The organism is Pseudoalteromonas luteoviolacea DSM 6061 (genome assembly GCF_001625655.1).
In the GTDB taxonomy this organism is placed as follows: Bacteria; Pseudomonadota; Gammaproteobacteria; order Enterobacterales; family Alteromonadaceae; genus Pseudoalteromonas; species Pseudoalteromonas luteoviolacea.
Genome location: NZ_AUYB01000024.1, coordinates 24,562 through 47,428, shown reverse-complemented (window position 1 = coordinate 47,428; position 22,867 = coordinate 24,562). Strand labels below are relative to the sequence as shown.

The following is a 22,867-nucleotide window of genomic DNA, read 5'->3' as shown; positions in this document are numbered from 1 at the left end:
GAGTCAGATAGAAATTGCTTGTCATACATCAGGGTTTTTACTGCATAATGACAGAATGGCGTGAAAATGATGACAATTTGTTCACCACCATTTCTGAGGTCAAGTAAAGCAGAAGCGGGCCAATTGGCCCGCTTCAGTATTTGTTTTTATGCTTCTGTATCACCATCTTCAGTGTGGGTGTCTTCAGTTTCTAAAAACTCAATTTCAAAGTTGTCTACACGCTGCAAGCCTCGAGGCAGCTTATTACCTCGACGTCCTCGTTCACCAAAATAGTGTTCAAGATCTGAGTTTTTCAACGTCAACTTACGCTTACCCGCATAAAGTGTAACAGCTCGCCCTTCAGGGACAACAGCCAAGACCTTAACAAACTCTTCTCTTGCTTGTACTTTGGCACTCGGAATAGAAATAATCTTATTGCCTTTACCCTTGGCTAACTTCGGCAAATCTCTAAGCGGGAACAATAACATTCTTCCCTCGTTAGAAATTGCCATACAGCGGTCGGTAGCGACATCATTCACCGCGATTGGAGCCATCAATTCAGCTCCCTTAGGAATACTCACAAGGGCTTTACCATTTTTATTTTTGCTGACTAAATCAGAAAACTCCGCGATAAATCCATAACCACCATCTGTGGCCATAAGATACAGCTCTTGCTCTTCGCCCATGACAACATGTTCGAAATTGACTCCTGCAGCCAAATTAAAGCGACCAGTCATTGGTTCACCTTGACTTCTCGCTGATGGCAAGCTATGTGCGTCTGTCGCAAAAGCCCTACCTGAACTATCTAAAAATACTGCGGGTTGATTGCTCTTACCTTTGGCTGATGCTTTATAACTATCGCCAGAACGGTAATTTAATCCTTCGGCGTCAATCTCATGGCCTTTAGCAAAACGCGCCCACCCTTTTTCAGAAAGCACGACTGTGACCGCTTCTGATGGGATGAGGTCTTTTTCACTTAGCGCTTTGGCCTCTTGCCTTTCAATCACTGGCGAACGTCGCTCATCACCATACAACTCAGCAGCTTCTTGAATTTCTTTTTTCATCAACGTCGACATACGACGTTCAGAGCCAAGCGTTAATTCTAACTTGTCTCGCTCTTTGCTAAGCTCATCTTGCTCACCGCGGATCTTTATCTCTTCAAGTTTTGCGAGGTGACGCAGTTTTAAGTCAAGAATGGCTTCAGCTTGCGTCTCGGACAAATCAAAACGAGACATCAACTCAGCTTTTGGATCTTCTTCATTACGAATGATCTCAATCACTTCATCAATATTTAAGAAGGCAACCATCAAACCTTCTAAAATGTGTAAACGAGCCAGCACTTTATCTAAGCGATATTGCAATCTTCTGCGTACCGTTTCACGACGGAATATCAACCACTCAGATAGGATCTGTTGTAAATCTTTAACCTGAGGACGGCCATCAAGACCAATCATATTGAGGTTTACACGGTAGTTTTTCTCAAGATCTGTTGTCGCAAACAAATGCGCCATCAGTGGCTCTGCTTTTACACGGTTAGAGCGAGGTACAACAACAATTCGTGTTGGGTTTTCATGATCAGATTCATCACGTAAGTCTGCAACCATAGGCAGCTTTTTAGCAGTCATTTGAGCGGCAATTTGCTCAAGTACTTTTGCACCAGAGGTTTGATGTGGCAGTGCTGTGATTACAATTTCACCCTGCTCTTCGTGATACACTGCGCGCATTTTGATTGAACCACGCCCTGTGGTATAAATCTTACGAATGTCATCTTTTGGCGTGATGATCTCTGCTTCCGTTGGGTAATCAGGCGCTTGTACAACTTCTAGCAGCTCTTCCAGTGTCGTTTTTGGCTTGTCCAATAACATACAGCATGCCGTTGCCAACTCATTGACATTATGCGGAGGAATATCGGTCGCCATACCAACCGCAATGCCCGTTACGCCATTTAATAAAATGTGAGGTAACCGTGCCGGCAAAACCTGCGGCTCTTTCATTGTGCCATCAAAGTTTGGTACCCAATCTACGGTACCTTGGCCAAGCTCCTTGAGCAGCACTTCAGAAAACTTTGATAAACGCGCTTCAGTATAACGCATGGCAGCAAATGATTTGGGGTCATCAGCTGCACCCCAGTTACCTTGTCCATCTACCAACGGGTAGCGATAGGAAAAGGGCTGTGCCATTAACACCATAGCTTCATAACATGCGCTGTCACCGTGGGGGTGATATTTACCCAACACGTCACCAACCGTACGTGCCGACTTTTTATATTTTGCCGCAGCAGATAAGCCTAACTCACTCATCGCATAAACAATACGACGCTGCACGGGCTTTAAGCCATCACCAATATGCGGTAATGCCCTATCCATGATCACATACATGGAATAATTCAAGTAGGCGTCTTCGGTAAAACGCCCCATTGGTAATTGTTCTATGCCCTGCAATGACAGGGCTTGTGGATCAGTCATGACACACCTTACTTCTTGTTATACCTCGGCTTTGTCGCCATGTTGCTCTAACCAAGCTTTGCGGTCACCGGAGCGCTTCTTCGCCAACAGCATATCCATCATTTCCATTGTCTGCTCCTGCTCATCTAAAGTGAGTTGAACCAAACGGCGGGTGTTGGGGTCCATCGTGGTCTCACGCAATTGCATCGGGTTCATCTCACCCAACCCTTTAAATCGCTGTACGTTTACTTTGCCACGCTTTTTCTCAGCTTCTATGCGGTCCAAGATGCCACGTTTTTCATCTTCATCCAGTGCGTAATATACTTCTTTACCTACATCTATACGGAACAAAGGCGGCATTGCTACATATACATGGCCAGCTTCAACTAATGTCGGGAAGTGCTTAACGAATAACGCACACAACAAGGTCGCGATGTGCAATCCATCCGAGTCCGCATCCGCAAGGATACAAACTTTGCCATAACGTAGGGCTGACAAATCTGTTGAATCAGGGTCTATGCCAAGTGCAACTGAAATATCGTGAACTTCCTGAGATGCTAAAATCTGACCAGAGTCGACTTCCCACGTATTTAGAATTTTACCACGCAGGGGCATAATCGCCTGAAACTCTCGATCTCTGGCCTGTTTTGCCGATCCGCCAGCTGAGTCACCTTCCACCAGAAATAGCTCTGAGCGTTCGGTTTCACTACCCGAACAATCGGTTAGTTTACCAGGCAAAGCTGGGCCACTAGTAACCTTTTTACGTACAACTTTTTTTGCTGCACGCAAACGTTTCTGCGCATTGCTAATACACAATTCAGCAAGCAATTCAGCCGTATCCGTGTGTTCATTCAGCCAAAGACTAAATGCATCTTTCACAATACCTGATACAAATGTTGCACATGAACGAGAAGAAAGCTTTTCTTTCGTTTGACCCGCAAATTGTGGGTCTTGCATCTTAACCGAGAGCACGTAGCTACACTTATCCCACACATCATCCGGTGTTAGTTTCACGCCACGCGGCAGTAAGTTACGAAATTCACAAAACTCACGCATGGCTTCCAAAAGACCTTGTCTCAGACCGTTTACATGGGTACCACCTTGTGCCGTTGGTATCAGGTTAACATAGCTTTCTGCTATAGACTCGCCCCCCTCAGGCAACCAATGTAATGCCCAATCAACCCCTTCAGTTGAGCCACTAAAGCTACCCGTAAATGGCGATTTAGGTAAAACTTCTAAGTCTTTTGCACTGTCAGTTAAATAGTCCTGCAACCCAGACTCATAGTGCCACTCTTGAGTTTCTTTTGTTTGCTTATTAATGAACCGAATGCGCAGACCCGGACACAGCACCGCCTTTGCTTTGAGCAAGTGGTTAAGTTTAGTCAATGAGAAGTTAGCAGAGTCAAAGTAACTTGCATCAGGCCAAAACTGTACTGAAGTACCAGTATTGCGCTTACCCACGCTACCCGTAACTTCCAAGTCTTGCACCTTATCACCATTCTCAAATGCAATTTCAAATTGTTGAGCGTCGCGTTTAACCGTCACTTCTACACGCGTTGACAATGCATTTACGACTGAAATACCAACCCCGTGCAAACCACCCGAAAACTGATAGTTTTTGTTGGAGAACTTACCACCAGCATGTAGCTTGGTTAAAATCAGCTCAACACCGGGGATCCCTTCTTCGGGATGAATATCCACAGGCATACCACGACCATCATCGATGACCTGAAGTGAGTTATCTTCATGCAAAATTACATCAATTTTACTCGCATGACCTGCCAATGCTTCGTCAACACTGTTATCGATAACTTCCTGACCTAAATGGTTAGGTCGAGTGGTGTCCGTATACATGCCAGGGCGGCGTTTAACTGGCTCTAAGCCGTTTAACACCTCAATGGCTTCTGCGTTATAATTTTGCTCACTCATAAATGCTACTGACTAAGTTATTTCTTTCTGTTTTAGTTAATTTTAAGAAAATTGGCGAGGCGATTAAAGTGCCTTTCAAAATTCATGAAACTGTGATCTCCACCAAATTCTATTTTGGATGGGCAGTCACAGTAATACTCCACCGCTTCTTGATAGGGTAACACTTCGTCACCAGTTTGCTGCAACAACAATATATTGCTTGGAGTAGTAAGCTGTTCTACATACATCTGTTGTAGCGCGAATACGTGCTCTTCAGTAAGCTCATAGTGTATATCTTGATAGGGATTATACTGAGTTCCAAGGTAATCCCATAACAATTTATCAGGCCTTACAGCAGGGTTAACTACAGCCGCCTTCAAACTGAAGCGTTCGGACAAATGTGTTGCATAAAACCCACCCAAAGAACTCCCTAACAGTGCGCAGTCCTCATCAATCAAATTTTCAAGCTGCAACATGGCAATACGCGGATCATAATGTAATCGAGGGACGATGTATTCACAACGTGAGCGACAGAACTCTCCAAATTGCTGGGCCTTAAATGACTTTTCGGAACTATTAAAGCCATGGATATAAATTACTTTTCGAGCCATTTAACCTCTGTGTGTATGCCTTGGCGTGTCCAACTCACGAGTCGGTATGCAGCCCCTAAGTTTTCCTGTTGCCACTGCTCAGTCTCCCGCGTAAATTGAATAGAAGTCGCAGGAGTTGCGTTTACTTTTAGGGTTCTGAACGTGAAGTCATATTCATGGTGTACATGACCATGAAATAAATGTAGTACGTGTTCAGTATTCACTAAACTATTCAGCAGTTGCGGCCCATTCTCTAGCATGTGTTTATCTAGATAGCCATTTATAGGTAACGGGTTATGATGACAAAATGCAATACTTACCACGTCCGCAAACTGTTCAATCTCTTGGAGATGCGTTTTTTCTACCCAACCTGCTGGCGTAGGCCCTTTACTATTAATTAGCAAAACTTGCCCAAGTTCAAAAGTCAGCCGTTTAGCAGATTGGATCTGCCCTACACTTATTTTAGACAATAGCTCGATATCATCATGATTACCGGGTACCCAAAAAACTGGACAGTCGAGACTAGACTCAACTAACAGTTGAGCAAACAACTCGTAAGATTTAAATGAATGATCTTGAGTTAGGTCCCCACCAAATATCACCGCATCGATGTCTTGCATTGCGAGCTCAGTCAAAACTGAGCTGTAATGTTTGGCAGTGTTAACACCAAAGTATTCGCCATTTCTATCTGCAAATAAATGCGTATCTGTTATATGAGCAAGTTTTAGCTGTGCTTGATTAAACTCGTATTTTTTTTCAAACCAAGCCATTATTAACATCCCAATTTAAGGGGACCCTGCCGCTTTCAATACAGGCTAACAGCCAGTCAGCTAAAAAAGCATTCAATTGATACTTTTCATCTTTGTGATGCATATTTGGATTGGGATAACGATAGGAGGGTTTTACTCTTTGATGATAGTTATGCTGTATTACTTCAGCGACTTGTGCATCGTGATATAAACGAACAGCTAACTCAAACTCTCCAATGTGGTTGCTAAGACCATGCTTTTGACGAATAGAAATATCCGTTGTGTATTTCGCGACGGCATCTATTTCAATGAAAAAGTCCATAGAGCCCATCTTTATTTGACGCTGGTTGCCCACCTCTTCTTCAGGCATAACCTTAAGTGCACGTAAATAATTACGCTCACACAAGGTAATGTACTTTGGTAGAGACTGTACATAGCCACGTTTAACCGTGCTACCTTTTAAACCATAATCATGCATCAAATCAGACAAAATGACTCCCGTTTCACAGCATTGTTGCTAGTTTAGACTTATTTAGCGCTAACCATTGTAGACTAATCACGGTGGCAGCGTTATCTATTTCCTCACTTTCGAGTCGTGCCATTGCATCATCAAATGACAAAACGTGTGCTTTAATATCCTCACCCTCACTTTCAAGACCAAATGTGCCGCCTTGGTATTCTTGCAGATCAACTTGAGCTAGATACAAATACAAACGCTCTGTAGAGCCTCCAGGACTAGAAAGATAAGAGCGCATATAGTGCAGCTTGTTTAGAGTCAACCCGGCTTCTTCTTCAGCTTCTTTTCTTACTACCGCTTCTAGATCTGTGCTGCCTTCAGCCATACCTGCAATACACTCCAATAACCAAGGTGACTCTCTGGTTGCCAATGCACCTATGCGTATTTGCTCAATTAACAGTACTTCATCTCTATTTGGATCATAAGGCAATACTGCAACTGCATGGCCTCGCTCTAAAATTTCCCTGCGGATTGGCTCAGATACACCACCATCAAACAACGCATGTTCAAATACATACTCTTCAATTTTAAAAAAACCATCGTACAAAACATCATGTGAGGATGATTTAAACGCAACATGGTTACGATTGTACTGGCTAATTTCTTTCATTTTTAATCCTAGATTCATAAAACAGGGTTTAATATCGGCTATTTTATCCCCATATTGCTGTAAGCAATGAAAAAGGCCCTAAAAGCCAGAACCGATAATGTATTATATTCTGTTACACTTGTTTTGTTTTTATCCCAGAATAGCACTTGGGAATTTGCATAAAAACAAGGTAACATGCTGACAATAAAATTGTCTAAGGACTGCACAAATAATGAAAAAAACCATTTTATCTATGTTGGTTGGCTTGACCTGTGCACTATCAAGCAACAACTCATACGCAGAAGACTTACTCCAAGTTTATGACATTGCGACAGCTAACGATCCAACTGTTTTGCGCGCAAAGGCTAATGCAGATGCACAAAAGTATGCACAAGACAGTGCATTGGGCGCCTTATTGCCGACTTTAGGCCTAAGTATCGGCTACTCAGACACTGACTCAACTGGTGCTCCTGCAACGCAAAATGATGCAACGGGATATCAGTTACAAGACAGCTACAGAGACTCATTTTCTCGTACACTTACTTTAAATCAAACTATTTTTGATCTAAGCATTTGGGAAGGCCTGTCTATTGCTGAAAAGCGCGCGATGCAGTCTTTAACCCAGTACGAACAAGAAAAACAAAACCTAATTGTACGAATCGCACAAGGCTACTTTGATGTATTAGGTGCATTGGATGGGTTAGAATTCGTTCAAGCAGAGAAACGTGCAATCGAACGCCAACTTGAGCAAACAAAGCAGCGTTACGAAGTTGGTTTAACAGCAATTACTGATGTACACGAAGCACAAGCTCAATATGACCAATCTGTTGCAAATGAAATTGTTGCACAAAACGAAGTCGAAACTGCTCGTGAAACACTTCGTACAATTACTGGTAAGTACCATGCAAAGCTTGACAAGTTAAACACTGAAAAGTTTTCAACTGTAAAGCCAAACAAAAAAGCGGATGACTTCATCAATATCGCAAAAGATAAGAACCTGTCTCTTCAAGTAGCTAAGTCATCGTTAGAAATTGCACAAGATCAAATAGACCAAGCCCAAGCTGGACACTATCCGACTCTTTCTTTGCAAGCTTCACATGGCGATTCACTGACCAATACTCCTGGCAGAGAATTAGCACCTCGTAGTGATGAAACTGCTATCGGTCTAACATTAAATGTACCAATTTACTCTGGTGGTAGAACAGTAGCGGCGACAGACCAAGCGAGAGCGTTATATGTTGCAGCCAGTGAAGACCTAGAAGCTTCAATGCGCAATATCACGCGTTCAGTTATTACATCTTACAACCAGGTTATGTCTGATGTAGCAACCTACCGCGCACTTGAGCAAGCCGTAGTTTCTGCCGAAAGTGCATTGCAAGCAACAGAAGCAGGTTTTGAAGTAGGTACTCGTACGATTGTTGACGTACTTGTAAGTACACGTAACTTATACAGTGCGAAGCGAAATCTTGCTAACTTACGTTACCAGTACATCTTATCTACACTGCAGCTAAAACAAGCATCTGGTGATTTAACACGTGCTGATTTAGAAGCGATTAATAAAGGTTTGGTTGCACAAAAGTAATCCAGCCTTAATTTTAGGCCAGTGAAAACTGGCCTAATGATCCCAGCTTCGATTCAAGATCTCTTGAGCAATGTGAGAGTTATAGATAAACTACTCCCTTTTATGCTTGTACGAGAACACCACCTTGGTCCATAACCCTACCTTTAAATTACAATTTCTGGCACCCAAATTTTGGCTTACCTGGCTTGGTGTGGTGATCCTTTATAGCCTTTCTTGGCTACCTCAAGGCGTACAATTTTCACTCGGAAGATTACTTGGTAGATTAGTCCACCGTTTCGTCAAAAAACGTCGCAAAATAGCAGAAGTAAATTTAAAGCTTTGTTTTCCTGATATGGATGAGCAAACACGCAGTGCCATGGTATTAAAAAATATGGAAAATACAGGCATTGCAACATTTGAAACTGGCATGGCTTGGTGGTGGCCAGACTGGCGAATTAAACGAGCTATTGGTTCAATTCAAGGTTTAGAACATTTTAAAGCGGCCCAAGATAGCGGCAAGGGCGTGCTGTTATTAGTACCTCATATGTTGCATTTAGAAATGTTGGGCAGAGTGCTTGGAACAGACACTCAAGGGATCGGTTTTTACCGCCCCCACAATAACCCTTTGATGGAATATTTCATGACCAAAGGGCGATTGCGCTCCAATGAATTTTTAATTGGCAAGCGAGATGTGAAAGGCCTATTGAAAGCACTGCATAATAAAAAAGTGTGCTACTACTTACCAGACCAAGATTACGGTAGAAAGCGTTGTGAATTTGCACCATTTTTTGCAGTTCCGGATGCCGCAACAACCACAGGAACTTTATTATTTTCATCAAGTAAAAAGTGTGAGACATTAAGTCTAACGGGTGTTCGTGATGAGCAAGGTAAATACCACATCACAATACACCCTGCGATGGCTGACTTTCCGAGTGAAGATGAAAACCATGATGTCACACGCGTTAACAAAAGAATGGAGCAATCAATTATGCAAGCTCCTGAACAATACATGTGGCTCCACAGGCGTTTTAAAACACGACCTGATGAGGATGCCCCCTCGCACTACTCATAAACTCCGATTAACTGGCGTCGCGTAAAATGGCTAAGAAAAAAAATAAAAAACGTTTATCCGCAATGTGGTTTTGGGCCAAGCACCTTTCTTTGGGTGCAATCTTGGTTTGGGCAGCTTATTATTTCTTGTACGGAAATATTCCCAAAATGGAATTTAAAGAAACAACCAATGCCGCAGCACAAGGTCTGTCACAGTTTTACGCCAATTTCCGTGATCGGATGAATGAAAGAGATACGGAGCGAGAGAAATTTGTTGTAGAAATTGGTAAGCCAACATTCCCATTAGACGACGCGTTAGCGCAACGCGAGCTGGTGGTTAAACCCACCAATCAAAGGTGGACCGGCGAATCTCAACCTCGACGCTTTAAAATGGGTAATACTCTCAAAAGTGTACTGACCAATTATGCCAAACAAGAAGACATTGAACTTTTTTGGTACCTCAGTAAGGATTATGTTGTAAAGCAAAACTTCAGAGTTGACTCTGATTTCGTCAGCGCGCTTTATCAAGTAGGTAGAGCAATCAACGATGACTTCGAGTTTGAAGTATACACATTCTTTTGCCATAGACAGCGTGCGGCAGTTATTACTGAAAACCCCTCTATATTTGTGAGGGAAAACTGCCGCCGATTAACAAATTAAGCAGCAGGCCTATTTAAGGTAGGCCAGCCAAATTTGTTTAACCATGTCGCTTTGCTCTTGCAACTTCTGAGCTTCAATGGTTTTGCCTTTTCCGTTTAAGCTATTCAAATGATAGCATTCTCTCAGCTGACAGTACGCCCGAGTGAGTATGGCTTGTTCATTGTCACTGATCACGGTTTCCTGGCTCGCTAATTCAAGAATTCGAATGTTATCAGAATATCTAGTCAATGCGGGGTAATCATGCGAGAACGCTAGCACCACATACTGTGCTAAAAATTCAATGTCCGTCATGCCTCCACCTCCTTGCTTAAGATCAAACTCCTGTTCGCTGTCTTTTGATAAATGAGCACGCATTTTCGCCCTCATACTGACAATATCATCCTGTAAGTCGCCCAAAATGCGAGATTGGCACAAAATATCATGGCGTATCGTATGGAATCTTTTCGCTAAAGATTGCTCACCGACGATCATTCTCGCTCTAACCAATGCTTGATGTTCCCAAGTCCATGCTTGCTCTTGTTGATACTGGTAGTAACTCTCAATGTTAATCGCTAAGAGACCTGAATTGCCTTCTGGCCTTAGGCGTGTATCTAGTTCATAGAGAATACCAGAGGGCGTTCTTGTATTGAATAAATGCATTAGCCTCTGAGCAAGTTTTAAGTAAAACTGTCTTGAGGAAATTGATTTGTCCCCTGAGGTCTTACTACTGCCATCACAATTGTGAACAAAGACAAGATCTAAATCAGAATCATACCCTAATTCAAAGCCACCCGCTTTTCCGTAAGCAATGACTGCAAACCCTTTTGCTTCCACACTGGTGCCTTCTGGCTGGCCATAACGAGCGACCATCTGCGCCCAAGCAATATCAACTGCTTTTGCAACAATGGACTCAGCTAATGCAGTCAAATGATCACTCACCTTCATGATGTCCAACACACCGGTTGCATCCGCGGCTGCGATACGTAATTGTTGTGTTTGCTTAAACTGCCTTAGCGCTTCCATTTGCAGTTCCAGATCATCTTCATCAATTCTCAAAAAGTACTGCTGGATTTCATTGTAGTAGGCATTAACAGGCAAAGGGCGATACAGCACAGCCGGATCGATTAACTCATCAAGTAATATTGGGTACCGTGCAATTTGCTGAGCTATCCAGAGACTATGGGCACACAGCTTGATGAGTTGCTGCAGCGCTCCTAAGTTCTCATATAGCAGTTCCAAATAAGCTGTACGTGAAGCGATTTTAGCAATGATATCCAAGACACTTTGTAACGTTTCAGATGACTTGATGGCACTCATTTCCCTGAGTACTAATGGCATTAAACGATCTAAAACATCTCGGCCTCGAACACCAATTTGCTTCTTAGTAATGCCGGTATAAAAAGTATTTAATACTGCTTGCCATTTGGCACACTCATCGTCACACAGCCCGATATCTAAATAGCTAATATCTCTATGTTCCCATGCTGATGTATAGCTAGGATCCAACTCTTCACAGTCATGCGCCTCTTCGCCAATTACCTGAGCAAACTCATATCGAATTTGGGATTGAACCTTATCAAACAAATTGAATAGCGCGCTGGACTGTTCCACTTCCAACAACACACATAGCCTTTGTAAGTTGAGCGCATCCTCAGGCAATGTTTGAGTTTGTTCGTCATTGAAAGCCTGCAAATATTGCTCCGCTCGGCGTAAAAATAAATACTGCTCTCGCAAGTCTGTGGCCACTTCTACGGGAATGACATCAAGCTTCGACATGACATTTAGTGCCGTTAATAACGAGGGCACTTGTAGGTCTGGCTCTCGACCTCCCCTGATCATTTGTAAAGCCTGAACAATAAACTCTACCTCTCTAATGCCACCAGCCCCGAGCTTAATATTGTTTTTCAGCCCTTTTCGCCTCACTTCCTGTGCGATCATATGTTTCATTTTTCTCAAGGACTCAATGACTGAAAAGTCAATATAACGACGAAATACAAATGGCCTAATTAATGCGCTAAACTCCTCCCAATAGCGGTCCTTCTCTCCCAATGAGCGTGCTTTTAACATCGCGTAGCGCTCCCACTCACGCCCTTGATCTTGGTAATAATCTTCCATTGCAGAGAAGCTCATTACCAATGGCCCACTATCGCCAAAAGGTCTCAATCGCATATCAACACGAAAAACCTGACCATCCGCAGTACGTTGATCTAAAGCAGCAATCAGCTTTTGAGCAACTTTAGTGTAAAACACTTGCGCTTCTATACTGCGTCTACCTCCTTGCGTTTTAAGCGTTTTAGGATAGGTAAAAATCAGGTCAATATCAGAAGAAAAATTTAGCTCCTGACCGCCAAGTTTGCCCATTCCAAGCACCAACATAGGAATTGGCTCACCATGTTCGTCCAATGGCATTCCATTACTCGCTGCTACCTGAGCAAAAGCCCACTTATTCGCATTAGCTATAAGGTGCTCACTGAGTTGAGATTGATACAAGATGCTATCCGAGATGTCATTGCCAAGCACCAAGTCTAGCCACATGATTTTCAACCAATAACGCTTTCGAAATACTCTTAAGAATTGAAAAGCTTCTTGCTCTGAAATATCACTCACTTCATTAGGAAATACTTCATCGCAGTCTCGACACTGCATTGCCTCTTCATTTAGAAGCCAATCTACCCACTGAGGATGCTGCGACAATATTCGATATGCAAAGTCACTGAGAGCTAAAAACCGAAGGATCTGCTCATTAGTTTCCTTCTCGGGAAATAATTCTTTAAATCGCAACTGTCCTAGCTTCAATAAATCACTCGTCATGCGGCTTTGATCCATACAAAAATCTCCAGTGAGCAGTGGCTCATTTGTTAAGCAGTGTTATAGTAACGCTAAATAACACCAACCTTACACCGAGCATGAGTTATTTGTCTTTAGAAAACAGCAATTTTTTCGTCATTGGGAGCAGTATGGTGCTCATTTGTTTGGCTCTGACTAGCTTGCGTCTAATCGTACAAATGCACGCTAAGAAACTCCTCCAAAAAGAGCTTGCACAGCGTGACAATTTTGCACTCGGGATTAACTACGCCGCCAAAGTTGCTGTATTATGCGGCAGTATCAGCTACTTTTTTGGTCACTTAGCAACTTTTGATATCAATACCATACACGTACAAGTTTTATTGCCGATAGGGTTAATTTGGACCTACATATATATGGGTCAATACATCCACCGTAAATGGATTCTGTATCAATTTAATGAGACACAGGCCATTTTGAAGCAAAATGTGTGTGCCGCATTGGTTGACTCTGGCATGCTGGTAGGCAACTGCATTCTGGTTCTTGGCCTGTACCACTGGTTTACACCAACCGACTTGAATTCCCTATTCATCGCCAGTGTCTGTTTTGTTATTTTGCAATTTCTTTTCGCAATAGATAGCAAACTCAGGGAATCTCGGTTTGCAAAATCCAATCAAGGCGCGTCATTACAAGATAACTTTAATCTCGCAAATACTTCCATAGGGATTCGATACGCAGGAAAAACCATCGGATTGGCATTGGCCATCTACGCAGGGCTACACAGCGCACCTAACTATGAAGGGCAAATAGTCGACAGTGTACTCACTGTACTTATTCACTCCACATTTATGTGGTTATTATTATACCTCTGTAGTCGGTTACTCATCAAAATAGTGTTGCCAAAAGTGAACATTGGCCTTGAAGTTGACCATCAAGATAATATTGGTATTGCGTGTTTAGAATTTGCTGTTTTTTGTACCATGGGCTATTTACTAATAAACATGTTTTCAATTTAACTGCATAACTAAATATCGGAGAGAGTGCTTCTGGAGATTTATGTCTTTGAACTTAGATAATTTTTTACTCGTAGATAGCAACTGGGAGTTTAGCCAAGAGTTTGTTGAGTTTGTAAAAAAACTGACTCCTGACACTCCTAGCCAGCTTATTATTGCTGGTGATAATACCAAACAGATGCTTAAAATGATGTTTAAGGACCAAATCAAGGACTATAGCTATTGCGACTTCGACAACGAAATTAGCGTATCGGAACTCGCCACCTACTTACACGAGCATCATCAAGTCAAAGGCGTTTTAATATACGCCTTAGACTACCATCTTGCCGATGAAAAGCAGCGCTTTATCTTTAATTCATTACATGCTGAGCGCTATACAATTGAGCAGCTTCCTAATGGCTATGATTATCACAAAGTTGCAGAACCATTTAATAACAACCATTTGACCTGTAACTCCAGCCTTGCAGCCACCAAAGAAGATACATTCAGCGAGTTTATAGTTCTCAAAACTGACACCACTGATTAGCGCCTTAAAACGCATAAAACTAAGCCTGCTGGATGCTAGACTCCCTGCGCTGAAAGCCTTAACATGAGCGCATTAAAAATTTTGAACGTACAAGCAATGCGAATTCCTCATATTTACCAACCTTCTGATTTAGTACTTAACCAATCTGTTGCCTTAGGTGATGATGCGGCAGGTCACGTTGCTCGCGTACTGCGAATGACAGAAGGCGAACAAGTAAGCCTTTTTAATGGTCAAGGTGGCGAGTATCTGGCAACCATTGAGTCTGTATCAAAAAAAGCAGTAACGGTTATCCCAACAGAGTACTTAGACAAATGTGTCGAATCTCCATTGAATGTACATTTGGGCCAAGGCATTTCTAGGGGTGATAAAATGGATTTCACAATTCAGAAGTCCGTTGAGCTCGGTGTTAGTGAAATAACCCCTTTATTCACAACTCGTTGTGGTGTTAAGTTGAGTGGTGATAGGCTAGCCAAGAAACACCAGCAATGGCAAAAAATTGCAATTTCTGCCGCTGAACAGTCTGGCAGAAACTATATAACTAAAATCCATACACCAATTTCGTTAGAACAATGGCTTAACCAGCAAAGTGAAGAGCTAAAACTGACTTTGCACCCTCGCGCAGCACACTCAATCAAAACACTACCCCAACCACAACATGGCGTTAGATTTTTAGTAGGGCCAGAAGGAGGGTTTACAGACGAAGAAATGCAAAATACCTCTGATCAAGGCTTTGTCGATATCAAAATTGGCCCTCGTGTACTACGTACTGAAACCGCAGCTCTGACGGTTTTAAGCGCCCTGCAACTCCAGTTTGGTGATTTAGCTCTTTAAATTACCAAATAAGGCCTCATATAACTTGTAGATAGCGGCTGAATTTTTGCCGCACCAAACGATATTCCAACAGCAACTCATAAGGTAAATGCAATGGCAGTCAAACTCGGGATAATTTCAGATCCAATCAGTGGTTTTAACATCAAAAAAGATACTGGTTTTGCCATGATGATGGCAGCACAACATAGAGATTACGAGCTGTATTACATGGAACTGAATGACTTGTATCTATATCAGGGTGCTGGCCGAGCGACAGCTGCAAAGGCCACTGTGTTTGATGATCAACAGCATTGGTACGAGTTGGAAGAAAAACAAGACATCGCACTTAGCGACTTAGATGTTATTTTAATGCGCAAGGATCCACCTTTTGACACCGAATACATCTACGCAACTTATATCTTAGAACGTGCTGAACTGGAAGGAACACTTGTCGTTAATAAACCACAGAGCTTGCGCGATGCAAATGAAAAGTTGTTTACGGCTTGGTTTAGTGAGCACACGCCAGATACTTTGGTAACTCGAAATGCGTCACAAATTAGAGCATTTTTAGACAAACACCAAGATATCATTCTTAAACCATTAGATGGAATGGGTGGCGCTTCGATATTTAGAGTACAACACAATGACCCGAATATTGGTGTGATCTGTGAAACCCTTACAGAACACGGCCAACGCTTTGCTATGGCACAAAATTATATTCCAGAAATTAAAGAAGGCGATAAGCGCGTTTTAGTTGTGGATGGTGAAGTAATACCATACTGCCTAGCTCGGATCCCGCAAGGTGGTGAAACACGAGGCAACCTTGCCGCAGGAGGCCGTGGTGAAGCAAGGCCAATTAGTGACAGCGATAGAAAAATTGCTGAAGCTGTGGCACCAACGCTTAAAGAAAAGGGTCTAATATTTGTGGGGCTGGATATTATTGGCGATAAGCTAACTGAAATAAATGTAACTGCACCTACATGCGTTAAGGAAATTGAAGCTGCATACGATATATCTATTATGGACAAGTTTTTTGATGCGATTGAAGCAAAACTCAACCATACTGAAAGTTAAATCATAGAGGGGTCACGCATGCAATCATTAGCAAATCACTTTCTTATCGCGATGCCTAACTTGCAGGACCCGCTATTTAAGCATTCGGTTACTTATATATGCGAACATAATGAAGAAGGCGCCATGGGTCTTATCGTTAATCACCCGATTGATGTAACCGTTGGTGAGTTACTAGACCAAATCGAAATTGATAACGACAAGTCTAGTAGTGCTGCTGAACAAACAGTGTTTGCCGGTGGCCCTGTACATACTGATAGAGGCTTTGTATTGCATACTCCTAAGATTGGGTACGCTTCAAGTAAAGAGCTTAGCTCAGATATCATGATCACAACTTCTAAAGATGTGCTGGCGTCCCTTACTTACCATGATAGCCCCGAAGCGTTTATTATCACGCTTGGCTATTCAGGGTGGGAAAAGGGCCAATTAGAGAAAGAGATTTTGGAAAACTCTTGGCTCATAATTCAAGCAGATCCAGAAATTATTTTTAGCACACCACCAGAGAAACGCTGGGAAAAAGCAGTCAGTATGCTCGGTATTGATATAGCACAGCTCAGCAACCAAGCAGGACATGCGTAATTAGAATGAGTAGTAAAAAAGAAAAAATCCCAAAAGGTCAACGCACCGTGATGGGGTTTGATTTTGGCACCAAAAGTATTGGTATGGCTATCGGCCAAGAAGTAACGGGTACCGCAACCAGTTTAGGCGCAGTAAAAGCGCGAGACGGCATTCCTAATTGGTCAGACATTGAAGTGCATGTCAACGAATGGCAACCTGACTTAATGGTCGTTGGATTACCACTCAATATGGACGGTACAAATCAGCAAGTCACATTTTCAGCTAAGAAATTTGCAAACCGATTGCACAACAACTATCGCTTACCCGTTGAAACACAAGATGAGCGTTTAACCACAACAGACGCCAAGGCAAGGCTATTTGATCAAGGAGGCTATCGCTCTCTTGCCAAAGACAATGTCGATGGAATGTCTGCGGTCATTATTCTTGAAAGTTTTTTTGAGCAGATGTGGGACGAATAGTCAAATACAGGCTTATTTAAACTGCACGTTTAACTGCTTATATTTATTCATATCAGGGATAAGTCCAGCTTGTCGATAAGCATCAACGATTTTTCCCTGCAACCTAAGTTTTTTCAATCCCCGCTGTAGTGCAGCAAAAGCGCGTTCGCCGTCGGGGTGTAGCTTTGATACTACGAAGTGACGGCTGCTGTCCAATAATACAACCCACTCTGGGTGGGCCTCTAAATTAATGCCTTCTAACTTAAAATCATTACCTGCTTTGGGCATTAAATGGATCAGCATAAAATCTGCCCATTGCTTATTCACCATTTGAGCCTGAGCAGCCCAGTTTGGTTCATTCACTAGCTCTTTTAAAGGCATATCACTTAAGGTTCGCCAATCGACTACCCAACGACTGGAAGACACCGCCGTTAATTTTTTCAATTCCTCTAAGGAGGATAGGCTTCGCGCGCGTCTGTTACCCTTTGCATAATACAACCCAGCGAAAAACTCCCCTTTTCTAACCACTGGTTCGCTGATAAATAGCTTATCTTCTTTGCTTTGGGCTTCTTCGAGCCAGTAGGTATCAAAACTCAAAAGTTGCTTTCCCTGTTCAAGTAAATTTGAGTTTCTGAAATTGACATTACCCGGACGGTACTTAAAAGGCTTCTCAAATCCACCTAACAAAAGCGCTTTTTGTAGTAGCACCATATCAACTACATCGCGGCGCACAAATTGGGATCGAAAGTCATTCACCTCTAGAGGTGAACGACCTTTCAATAAAGAACTGTAGTTAACATACACATCATCTCTAATGTAAATATCAACATACTGAGTCTGGGCTTTGCTTTCACTCGCTAAGCCCAAAATACAGAAAGCAATAAAGTGACGAAACTTAGTTTTTCTTGCCTTCCAATCCATCAATGGTGACCCCTTGTAAAAAGCCAGCTCCTTTTTGCTCATTGTTTTGCAGCTTAATCATTAACCGCAGATCGTTAGGTGAGTCGGCATGATGTAGCGCATCTGCGTAGTTAATTCGCTGATTCTTATATAATTCAAATAGCGCTTGATCGAATGTCTGCATCCCCATTTCTTTGGACTTCGCCATAGTTTCCTTAATAGAGCCTATGTCCCCCTTTTTAATCAATTCCGCTACCATCGGAGAATTCAACAGAATTTCTATCGCTGCAACCCTGCCCTCCCCTTTAGAATTTGGCACCAGTTGCTGCGCCACGATAGCACGTAAATTTAGTGCTAAATCATACTTAAGTTTGTCATGCTTCTCTTTAGGCACTAAATGCATAATGCGGTCAATGGCTTGGTTGGCATTGTTCGCATGTAGCGTTGCGACACAAAGGTGTCCTGTTTCAGCAAAGCTCAGCGCATATTCCATTGTTTCTTGAGATCTGATCTCACCGATTAAAATAACATCAGGCGCTTGCCTCAATGAACTTTTTAACGCGGCTTCAAAGCTCTCAGTGTCTAGGCCTACTTCACGTTGAGTAATAATGCTCTTACGGTGTTCATGCACGAATTCGATGGGATCTTCAATCGTTAAAATATGCCCACGTTGATTACGATTGCGATAGCCAAGTAATGCTGCAAGTGAAGTTGATTTACCGGTGCCAGTTCCACCAACAAACAGCACCAGACCGCGCTTGGACATAATCACATCAGTTAAAACGGAAGGCAGGCCTAATTGTGTTACGTCGGGGATATCGGTAACAATACGGCGAATAACCATGCCAGCGCAGTCCCGTTGCCAAAAAGCAGAAACACGAAAACGCCCTACATCATTTGCGACCGCAAAGTTACACTCTTTTTCTTGGTGGAATTGCTGCTTCTGAGCGTCAGTCATTGCCGACTCAACCATCGCCAAAGAAGCTTCTTTGTCGAGTACTTCGTCATCCAAAGCACGCAGCTCGCCATCCACTTTCGCACTTACGGCAAGACCTGAGGAAACAAATAAATCAGAGGCTTCCTTATCCACCATAAGCTGCATGTAATCTCGTAATGCCATAATTAATACCCACTACCAAACTGGTTTTTGTCATGCGCTTTTTGATATGCGTCTTGCGTCGTGATAAGCCCGTGATTAACTAAATTCATTAGGCACTGATCCATCGTTTGCATACCGTGCAGCGCGCCCGTTTGAATAGCTGAATACATTTGTGCGATTTTGTCTTCACGGATTAAGTTACGAATCGCCGGGATCCCGAGCATAATTTCATGTGCAGCCACTCGGCCACCTCCAACCTTCTTAACCAAGGTTTGTGAAATAACGGCTTGTAATGACTCTGATAACATAGAGCGCACCATATCTTTTTCTTCTCCAGGGAAGACATCAATAATACGGTCGATGGTCTTTGGTGCGGAGGTCGTATGCAAAGTACCAAAAACAAGGTGACCGGTTTCCGCTGCTGTCATCGCTAATCGAATCGTTTCTAGGTCACGCAATTCACCCACTAGGATCACATCCGGATCTTCACGTAACGCACTACGAAGTGCTGCACTGAAGCTGTGAGTATCTCTATGTACTTCACGCTGATTCACTAAACTCAATTGATTTTGATGCACAAACTCTATTGGGTCTTCAATAGTCAAAACATGATGGTGCTTGGTACTATTGATGTAATCTACCATCGCAGCTAATGTGGTAGACTTACCAGGGCCTGTTGGGCCGGTTACCAGCACTAAGCCTCGCGGGTTTTCTGCAATTTGCTTAAAAATATCAGGTGCTCCCAGCTCTTCGAGGGTTAACACTTGGCTTGGGATAGTACGAAATACCGCAGCAGGTCCTCTACTAGTATTGAAAGCGTTGACACGGAATCTAGCTAAATTTGGCACTTCAAAAGAAAAATCCACCTCAAGGTTTTGCTCATAGTCCTTGCGCTGGTTATCATTCATAATATCGTATATTAAGCTATTTACATCCTTCGCTTCCAAAGCGGGAATGTTTATGCGGCGAACGTCTCCGTCTACACGGATCATTGGTGAAACCTCCGAAGACAGGTGTAAATCCGACGCTTTATGTTGCACACTAAAGGCTAATAATTCAGTAATATCCATCTATGACTCCACAACGAGCAAATAATAATATGGTTACAATAGCAGAACGGCTAAATAACGCCTATGATCGCATCGCAAAAGCTGAACAAAATAGTCATAAAACTGACCCTGTTCAACTTCTTGCGGTTTCAAAGACCAAACCAATCGAGCTTGTTCAACAAGCTTATGATGCAGGTCAGCGCTTATTTGGTGAATCTTATGTTCAAGAGGCGGTAGATAAAGTCTCTCATTTTAAACAACATCAAGACATTGAGTGGCATTTTATTGGCCCTATCCAGTCCAATAAATCACGCCATATCGCTGAGCATTTTAGTTGGGTGCAAAGTGTTGATAGACTCAAAATTGCGAGAAGGCTCAATGAACAAAGGCCAACCAATTTAAAGCCGCTCAATATCTTGATCCAGGTAAATATCAGTGGAGATGACAACAAATCGGGTTGCCTGCCTTCAGAGCTAGAAGAACTCGCTGAATTTATTCAAGAATCAAGGCAATTAAATTTACGAGGCCTAATGACTATAACTGCTAAGACAGATGACCCTCAACAACAACTAGAATATTTTCAGCAAATGAAAGATTGCTTTGATAAACTACAGGCCCAATATCCTCAGATAGATACTCTTTCAATGGGGATGAGTGGTGACTTAGAGCCCGCAATTGCGGCTGGCGCCACTATGGTCCGCATTGGTACGGATATTTTTGGTCAAAGACAATAAAAGGCACCAATAACACATGTCTAATAAAACAATTGCATTTATCGGCACCGGTAATATGAGTTATGCCATTATCGGTGGCATGTTGAAAAATGGATTTGCGGCACAGGATATCATTGCCACTAACCGCAACCCTGAAAAGCTAGCCAAAGTAAGTGCTGACTTTGGTGTTAAAACTACGAGTGATAATATCAGCGCCATTGACGCAGCTGATATCATCGTTTTGTCGGTCAAGCCACAAATGATGGCAGATTTATGTGCAACTTTTGAACAACACAAACTAGATCTGAGCAACAAAGTTATCGTATCCGTAGCGGCTGGTATTACCGTTTCTCGACTTAAAGAAATGCTTAACAACGAGACGAAAGTAGTGAGGTGTATGCCAAATACACCATCACTCGTCGGGCTGGGTGTGTCGGGACTATTTAGCCAAGATATAAATATTGACGAGCAAACGTTTATCGATAAGGTTTTCAGTGCCACAGGAGTAACAACTTGGCTAAGTGAAGAGTCTCAAATTAACGATATTATAGCGGTAACAGGCTCCTCTCCAGCGTACTTTTTCTTATTCATGCAATCCATTGAAGAAAAGGCAAAAGCATTGGGATTTGACGAGCAAACAGCCAGACAATTGGTCCAACAAACCGCATTAGGTGCCGCTCAAATGGCCGTATCTCAAAGTGAAATTAGTCTCGAACTGTTGCGTGCTAATGTCACTTCTAAGGGCGGCACAACACATGCTGCCATCGAATTTATGAAAAGTAACCAATTGCCTGAAACAATTGCCGGTGCGATGGACGCATGTATCGCCCGCGCACAGGAAATGGAAAAACAAATTTAAGGAACTGTCATGAGTGCAATGCATTTTTTAATTGAAACACTATTCAATTTATTTTTGATGGTCGTCCTCTTGCGTTTTTGGATGCAGTGGGCACGAGTCGACTTTTACAACCCGCTTAGCCAAGCAATTGTCAAAGCGACCTCTTTTGCAATTAATCCACTTCGTAAAATCGTCCCTGGGTTTGGTGGATTTGATATGGCTTCTTTGGTGCTTGCATATATTGTCGCTTGTGCCAAGGTTTCAGTTCTAATGATGGCGTTTGGAGGCTACTGGGACGCAGCGGGTGTTGCATTGGGAGGCTTATTAACCGCACTTAAAGAAGCGTTTAGCTTAGTATTTTGGATCTTAGTTATACGTGCATTGCTGAGCTGGGTCGTACAAGGGTATAACCCTGTTGCAGCCGTATTCGAGCAATTAACAGAACCTCTTCTAAGACCAATCCGCAAAGTGATTCCACCACTTGGTGGACTAGACTTGTCTATAATGGTGGTACTGATTGGCATGATGTTTTTACAAAGACTCGTCATGGACTTCTTGCACTAATTTGATGGGAGTATAAACCATGAGATTACTTTTAATCATGATTTTAACGCTGTTTACTAGCTTGGCTAGCGCCAATACAGAGTCTGGCGGGCAATTTAAAGTGCTGGGTAATTGGGAAGTGCATTATATTGCATTTCCTTCCACATTTATCCAACCAACGGTGGCAAAAGCCTATGGTGTTGTTCGAGAAGATAATAAAGCACTGATAAATATTTCTGTGTTAGCCAAGGACACTGTCAAAACAGCACAACAAGTGCAGATAACAGGTGTAGCCAAGAATTTGCTTGGCAATAAGCAAGACTTAAAATTCAAACAAGTAGTTGAAGGTGATGCTGTTTATTACCTCGCACAACTCAACTATTACAATGAAGATGTTTACCGCTTTGATATACAAATAAAACAAGGCGATAAACTGCAAGTTTTACAGTTTCAACAAAAGTTTTATATAGATTAAGTAA

At 42.5% G+C, this 22,867-nt stretch carries 23 protein-coding genes; 13 read left to right on the top strand and 10 right to left on the bottom strand.

Features of this window, described 5'->3' with window-relative positions; all coding sequences use genetic code 11:
• Positions 1-146: 146 nt before the first annotated feature.
• Genes parC through N475_RS01460 form a run of 6 tightly spaced genes read right to left on the bottom strand, consistent with a single transcriptional unit; the run spans position 147 to position 6,797 of the window.
• Positions 147-2,444, bottom strand: a complete 2,298-nt coding sequence (parC, locus tag N475_RS01485; RefSeq protein WP_063359415.1) for a DNA topoisomerase IV subunit A — start codon at positions 2,442-2,444, stop codon at positions 147-149.
• Positions 2,445-2,462: 18 nt separating this feature from the next.
• Positions 2,463-4,352, bottom strand: coding sequence for a DNA topoisomerase IV subunit B (parE, locus tag N475_RS01480; protein WP_063359416.1), 1,890 nt, complete (start codon positions 4,350-4,352; stop codon positions 2,463-2,465).
• 32 nt (positions 4,353-4,384) lie between these two features.
• Entirely contained in the window at positions 4,385-4,942 is a 558-nt protein-coding gene (locus N475_RS01475) for a YqiA/YcfP family alpha/beta fold hydrolase (RefSeq protein ID WP_063359417.1), read from the bottom strand.
• Positions 4,927-5,691, bottom strand: a complete 765-nt coding sequence (locus tag N475_RS01470) for a metallophosphoesterase (protein ID WP_063359418.1) — start codon at positions 5,689-5,691, stop codon at positions 4,927-4,929. The genes N475_RS01475 and N475_RS01470 overlap by 16 nt, the downstream gene beginning before the upstream one ends.
• Positions 5,678-6,148, bottom strand: a complete 471-nt coding sequence (locus N475_RS01465) for a DUF1249 domain-containing protein (protein ID WP_063359464.1) — start codon at positions 6,146-6,148, stop codon at positions 5,678-5,680. The genes N475_RS01470 and N475_RS01465 overlap by 14 nt, the downstream gene beginning before the upstream one ends.
• A gap of 25 nt (positions 6,149-6,173) precedes the next feature.
• Complete coding sequence (locus tag N475_RS01460) at positions 6,174-6,797, bottom strand: NUDIX domain-containing protein (protein WP_063359419.1); 624 nt, start codon at positions 6,795-6,797, stop codon at positions 6,174-6,176.
• Positions 6,798-7,008: 211 nt separating this feature from the next.
• Between N475_RS01460 and tolC the strand changes: the two genes are divergently transcribed.
• The 3 genes from tolC to N475_RS01445 all read left to right on the top strand — a co-directional run bounded on the left by tolC (position 7,009) and on the right by N475_RS01445 (position 10,047).
• A complete protein-coding gene (tolC, locus tag N475_RS01455; RefSeq protein WP_063359420.1) occupies positions 7,009-8,358 on the top strand; it encodes an outer membrane channel protein TolC in 1,350 nt (449 codons plus the stop codon).
• Positions 8,359-8,482: 124 nt separating this feature from the next.
• Positions 8,483-9,409, top strand: coding sequence for an LpxL/LpxP family Kdo(2)-lipid IV(A) lauroyl/palmitoleoyl acyltransferase (gene lpxL, locus N475_RS01450; protein WP_063359421.1), 927 nt, complete (start codon positions 8,483-8,485; stop codon positions 9,407-9,409).
• Positions 9,410-9,435: 26 nt separating this feature from the next.
• The gene (locus N475_RS01445) at positions 9,436-10,047 is read left to right on the top strand and encodes a TcpQ domain-containing protein (RefSeq protein ID WP_063359422.1); all 612 of its coding nucleotides are present in this window, start codon (positions 9,436-9,438) and stop codon (positions 10,045-10,047) included.
• A gap of 9 nt (positions 10,048-10,056) precedes the next feature.
• Here the strand turns inward: N475_RS01445 and glnE are convergent, their stop codons facing one another.
• Positions 10,057-12,852, bottom strand: a complete 2,796-nt coding sequence (glnE, locus tag N475_RS01440) for a bifunctional [glutamate--ammonia ligase]-adenylyl-L-tyrosine phosphorylase/[glutamate--ammonia-ligase] adenylyltransferase (RefSeq protein WP_063359423.1) — start codon at positions 12,850-12,852, stop codon at positions 10,057-10,059.
• Positions 12,853-12,932: 80 nt separating this feature from the next.
• Between glnE and N475_RS01435 the strand changes: the two genes are divergently transcribed.
• From N475_RS01435 to ruvX, 6 genes are all read left to right on the top strand, one after another.
• Entirely contained in the window at positions 12,933-13,826 is an 894-nt protein-coding gene (locus N475_RS01435) for a DUF350 domain-containing protein (RefSeq protein WP_063359424.1), read from the top strand.
• Between the two features lie 40 nt (positions 13,827-13,866).
• The gene (locus N475_RS01430; protein WP_063359425.1) at positions 13,867-14,349 is read left to right on the top strand and encodes a hypothetical protein; all 483 of its coding nucleotides are present in this window, start codon (positions 13,867-13,869) and stop codon (positions 14,347-14,349) included.
• Between the two features lie 96 nt (positions 14,350-14,445).
• Positions 14,446-15,180: a 16S rRNA (uracil(1498)-N(3))-methyltransferase gene (gene rsmE / locus N475_RS01425; protein WP_063359465.1), complete on the top strand. Its 735-nt coding sequence runs from the start codon at positions 14,446-14,448 to the stop codon at positions 15,178-15,180.
• Positions 15,181-15,273: 93 nt separating this feature from the next.
• Positions 15,274-16,233 (top strand): glutathione synthase, encoded by a 960-nt coding sequence (gshB, locus tag N475_RS01420; protein ID WP_063359426.1) that lies wholly within the window; start codon positions 15,274-15,276, stop codon positions 16,231-16,233.
• An 18-nt stretch (positions 16,234-16,251) separates the two neighbouring features.
• The gene (locus tag N475_RS01415; RefSeq protein ID WP_063359427.1) at positions 16,252-16,809 is read left to right on the top strand and encodes a YqgE/AlgH family protein; all 558 of its coding nucleotides are present in this window, start codon (positions 16,252-16,254) and stop codon (positions 16,807-16,809) included.
• Between the two features lie 5 nt (positions 16,810-16,814).
• On the top strand, positions 16,815-17,267 hold the full coding sequence (gene ruvX / locus N475_RS01410; RefSeq protein ID WP_063359428.1) for a Holliday junction resolvase RuvX: 453 nt from the start codon (positions 16,815-16,817) through the stop codon (positions 17,265-17,267).
• Positions 17,268-17,279: 12 nt separating this feature from the next.
• Here ruvX and N475_RS01405 read toward each other — a convergent pair whose 3' ends face one another.
• Genes N475_RS01405 through N475_RS01395 form a run of 3 tightly spaced genes read right to left on the bottom strand, consistent with a single transcriptional unit; the run spans position 17,280 to position 20,315 of the window.
• Positions 17,280-18,167 (bottom strand): hypothetical protein, encoded by an 888-nt coding sequence (locus tag N475_RS01405; RefSeq protein ID WP_063359429.1) that lies wholly within the window; start codon positions 18,165-18,167, stop codon positions 17,280-17,282.
• On the bottom strand, positions 18,142-19,266 hold the full coding sequence (locus N475_RS01400) for a PilT/PilU family type 4a pilus ATPase (protein WP_063364564.1): 1,125 nt from the start codon (positions 19,264-19,266) through the stop codon (positions 18,142-18,144). The genes N475_RS01405 and N475_RS01400 overlap by 26 nt, the downstream gene beginning before the upstream one ends.
• A gap of 2 nt (positions 19,267-19,268) precedes the next feature.
• Positions 19,269-20,315, bottom strand: coding sequence for a type IV pilus twitching motility protein PilT (locus N475_RS01395; RefSeq protein ID WP_063364563.1), 1,047 nt, complete (start codon positions 20,313-20,315; stop codon positions 19,269-19,271).
• 2 nt (positions 20,316-20,317) lie between these two features.
• On the opposite strand from N475_RS01395, the gene N475_RS01390 reads away from it, so the two are divergent.
• The 4 genes from N475_RS01390 to N475_RS01375 are packed head-to-tail and all read left to right on the top strand — an operon-like array spanning position 20,318 to position 22,863.
• On the top strand, positions 20,318-21,028 hold the full coding sequence (locus N475_RS01390) for a YggS family pyridoxal phosphate-dependent enzyme (protein WP_063359432.1): 711 nt from the start codon (positions 20,318-20,320) through the stop codon (positions 21,026-21,028).
• A 16-nt stretch (positions 21,029-21,044) separates the two neighbouring features.
• The gene (gene proC / locus N475_RS01385; protein WP_063364562.1) at positions 21,045-21,866 is read left to right on the top strand and encodes a pyrroline-5-carboxylate reductase; all 822 of its coding nucleotides are present in this window, start codon (positions 21,045-21,047) and stop codon (positions 21,864-21,866) included.
• Between the two features lie 9 nt (positions 21,867-21,875).
• Complete coding sequence (locus N475_RS01380; RefSeq protein WP_063364561.1) at positions 21,876-22,409, top strand: YggT family protein; 534 nt, start codon at positions 21,876-21,878, stop codon at positions 22,407-22,409.
• Positions 22,410-22,428: 19 nt separating this feature from the next.
• Positions 22,429-22,863: a DUF4426 domain-containing protein gene (locus tag N475_RS01375; protein ID WP_063359435.1), complete on the top strand. Its 435-nt coding sequence runs from the start codon at positions 22,429-22,431 to the stop codon at positions 22,861-22,863.
• The last annotated feature ends 4 nt before the right edge of the window (positions 22,864-22,867 follow it).

Coding starts and splice junctions, on each gene's coding strand:
- parC (WP_063359415.1), bottom strand. CDS start 2,444: ATGACTGATCCACAAGCCCTGTCATTGCAGGGCATAGAACAATTACCA.
- parE (WP_063359416.1), bottom strand. CDS start 4,352: ATGAGTGAGCAAAATTATAACGCAGAAGCCATTGAGGTGTTAAACGGC.
- N475_RS01475 (WP_063359417.1), bottom strand. CDS start 4,942: ATGGCTCGAAAAGTAATTTATATCCATGGCTTTAATAGTTCCGAAAAG.
- N475_RS01470 (WP_063359418.1), bottom strand. CDS start 5,691: ATGGCTTGGTTTGAAAAAAAATACGAGTTTAATCAAGCACAGCTAAAA.
- N475_RS01465 (WP_063359464.1), bottom strand. CDS start 6,148: ATGCATGATTATGGTTTAAAAGGTAGCACGGTTAAACGTGGCTATGTA.
- N475_RS01460 (WP_063359419.1), bottom strand. CDS start 6,797: ATGAAAGAAATTAGCCAGTACAATCGTAACCATGTTGCGTTTAAATCA.
- tolC (WP_063359420.1), top strand. CDS start 7,009: ATGAAAAAAACCATTTTATCTATGTTGGTTGGCTTGACCTGTGCACTA.
- N475_RS01445 (WP_063359422.1), top strand. CDS start 9,436: ATGGCTAAGAAAAAAAATAAAAAACGTTTATCCGCAATGTGGTTTTGG.
- glnE (WP_063359423.1), bottom strand. CDS start 12,852: ATGGATCAAAGCCGCATGACGAGTGATTTATTGAAGCTAGGACAGTTG.
- N475_RS01435 (WP_063359424.1), top strand. CDS start 12,933: ATGAGTTATTTGTCTTTAGAAAACAGCAATTTTTTCGTCATTGGGAGC.
- N475_RS01430 (WP_063359425.1), top strand. CDS start 13,867: ATGTCTTTGAACTTAGATAATTTTTTACTCGTAGATAGCAACTGGGAG.
- rsmE (WP_063359465.1), top strand. CDS start 14,446: ATGCGAATTCCTCATATTTACCAACCTTCTGATTTAGTACTTAACCAA.
- gshB (WP_063359426.1), top strand. CDS start 15,274: ATGGCAGTCAAACTCGGGATAATTTCAGATCCAATCAGTGGTTTTAAC.
- N475_RS01415 (WP_063359427.1), top strand. CDS start 16,252: ATGCAATCATTAGCAAATCACTTTCTTATCGCGATGCCTAACTTGCAG.
- ruvX (WP_063359428.1), top strand. CDS start 16,815: ATGAGTAGTAAAAAAGAAAAAATCCCAAAAGGTCAACGCACCGTGATG.
- N475_RS01405 (WP_063359429.1), bottom strand. CDS start 18,167: ATGGATTGGAAGGCAAGAAAAACTAAGTTTCGTCACTTTATTGCTTTC.
- N475_RS01400 (WP_063364564.1), bottom strand. CDS start 19,266: ATGGCATTACGAGATTACATGCAGCTTATGGTGGATAAGGAAGCCTCT.
- N475_RS01395 (WP_063364563.1), bottom strand. CDS start 20,315: ATGGATATTACTGAATTATTAGCCTTTAGTGTGCAACATAAAGCGTCG.
- N475_RS01390 (WP_063359432.1), top strand. CDS start 20,318: ATGACTCCACAACGAGCAAATAATAATATGGTTACAATAGCAGAACGG.
- proC (WP_063364562.1), top strand. CDS start 21,045: ATGTCTAATAAAACAATTGCATTTATCGGCACCGGTAATATGAGTTAT.
- N475_RS01380 (WP_063364561.1), top strand. CDS start 21,876: ATGAGTGCAATGCATTTTTTAATTGAAACACTATTCAATTTATTTTTG.
- N475_RS01375 (WP_063359435.1), top strand. CDS start 22,429: ATGAGATTACTTTTAATCATGATTTTAACGCTGTTTACTAGCTTGGCT.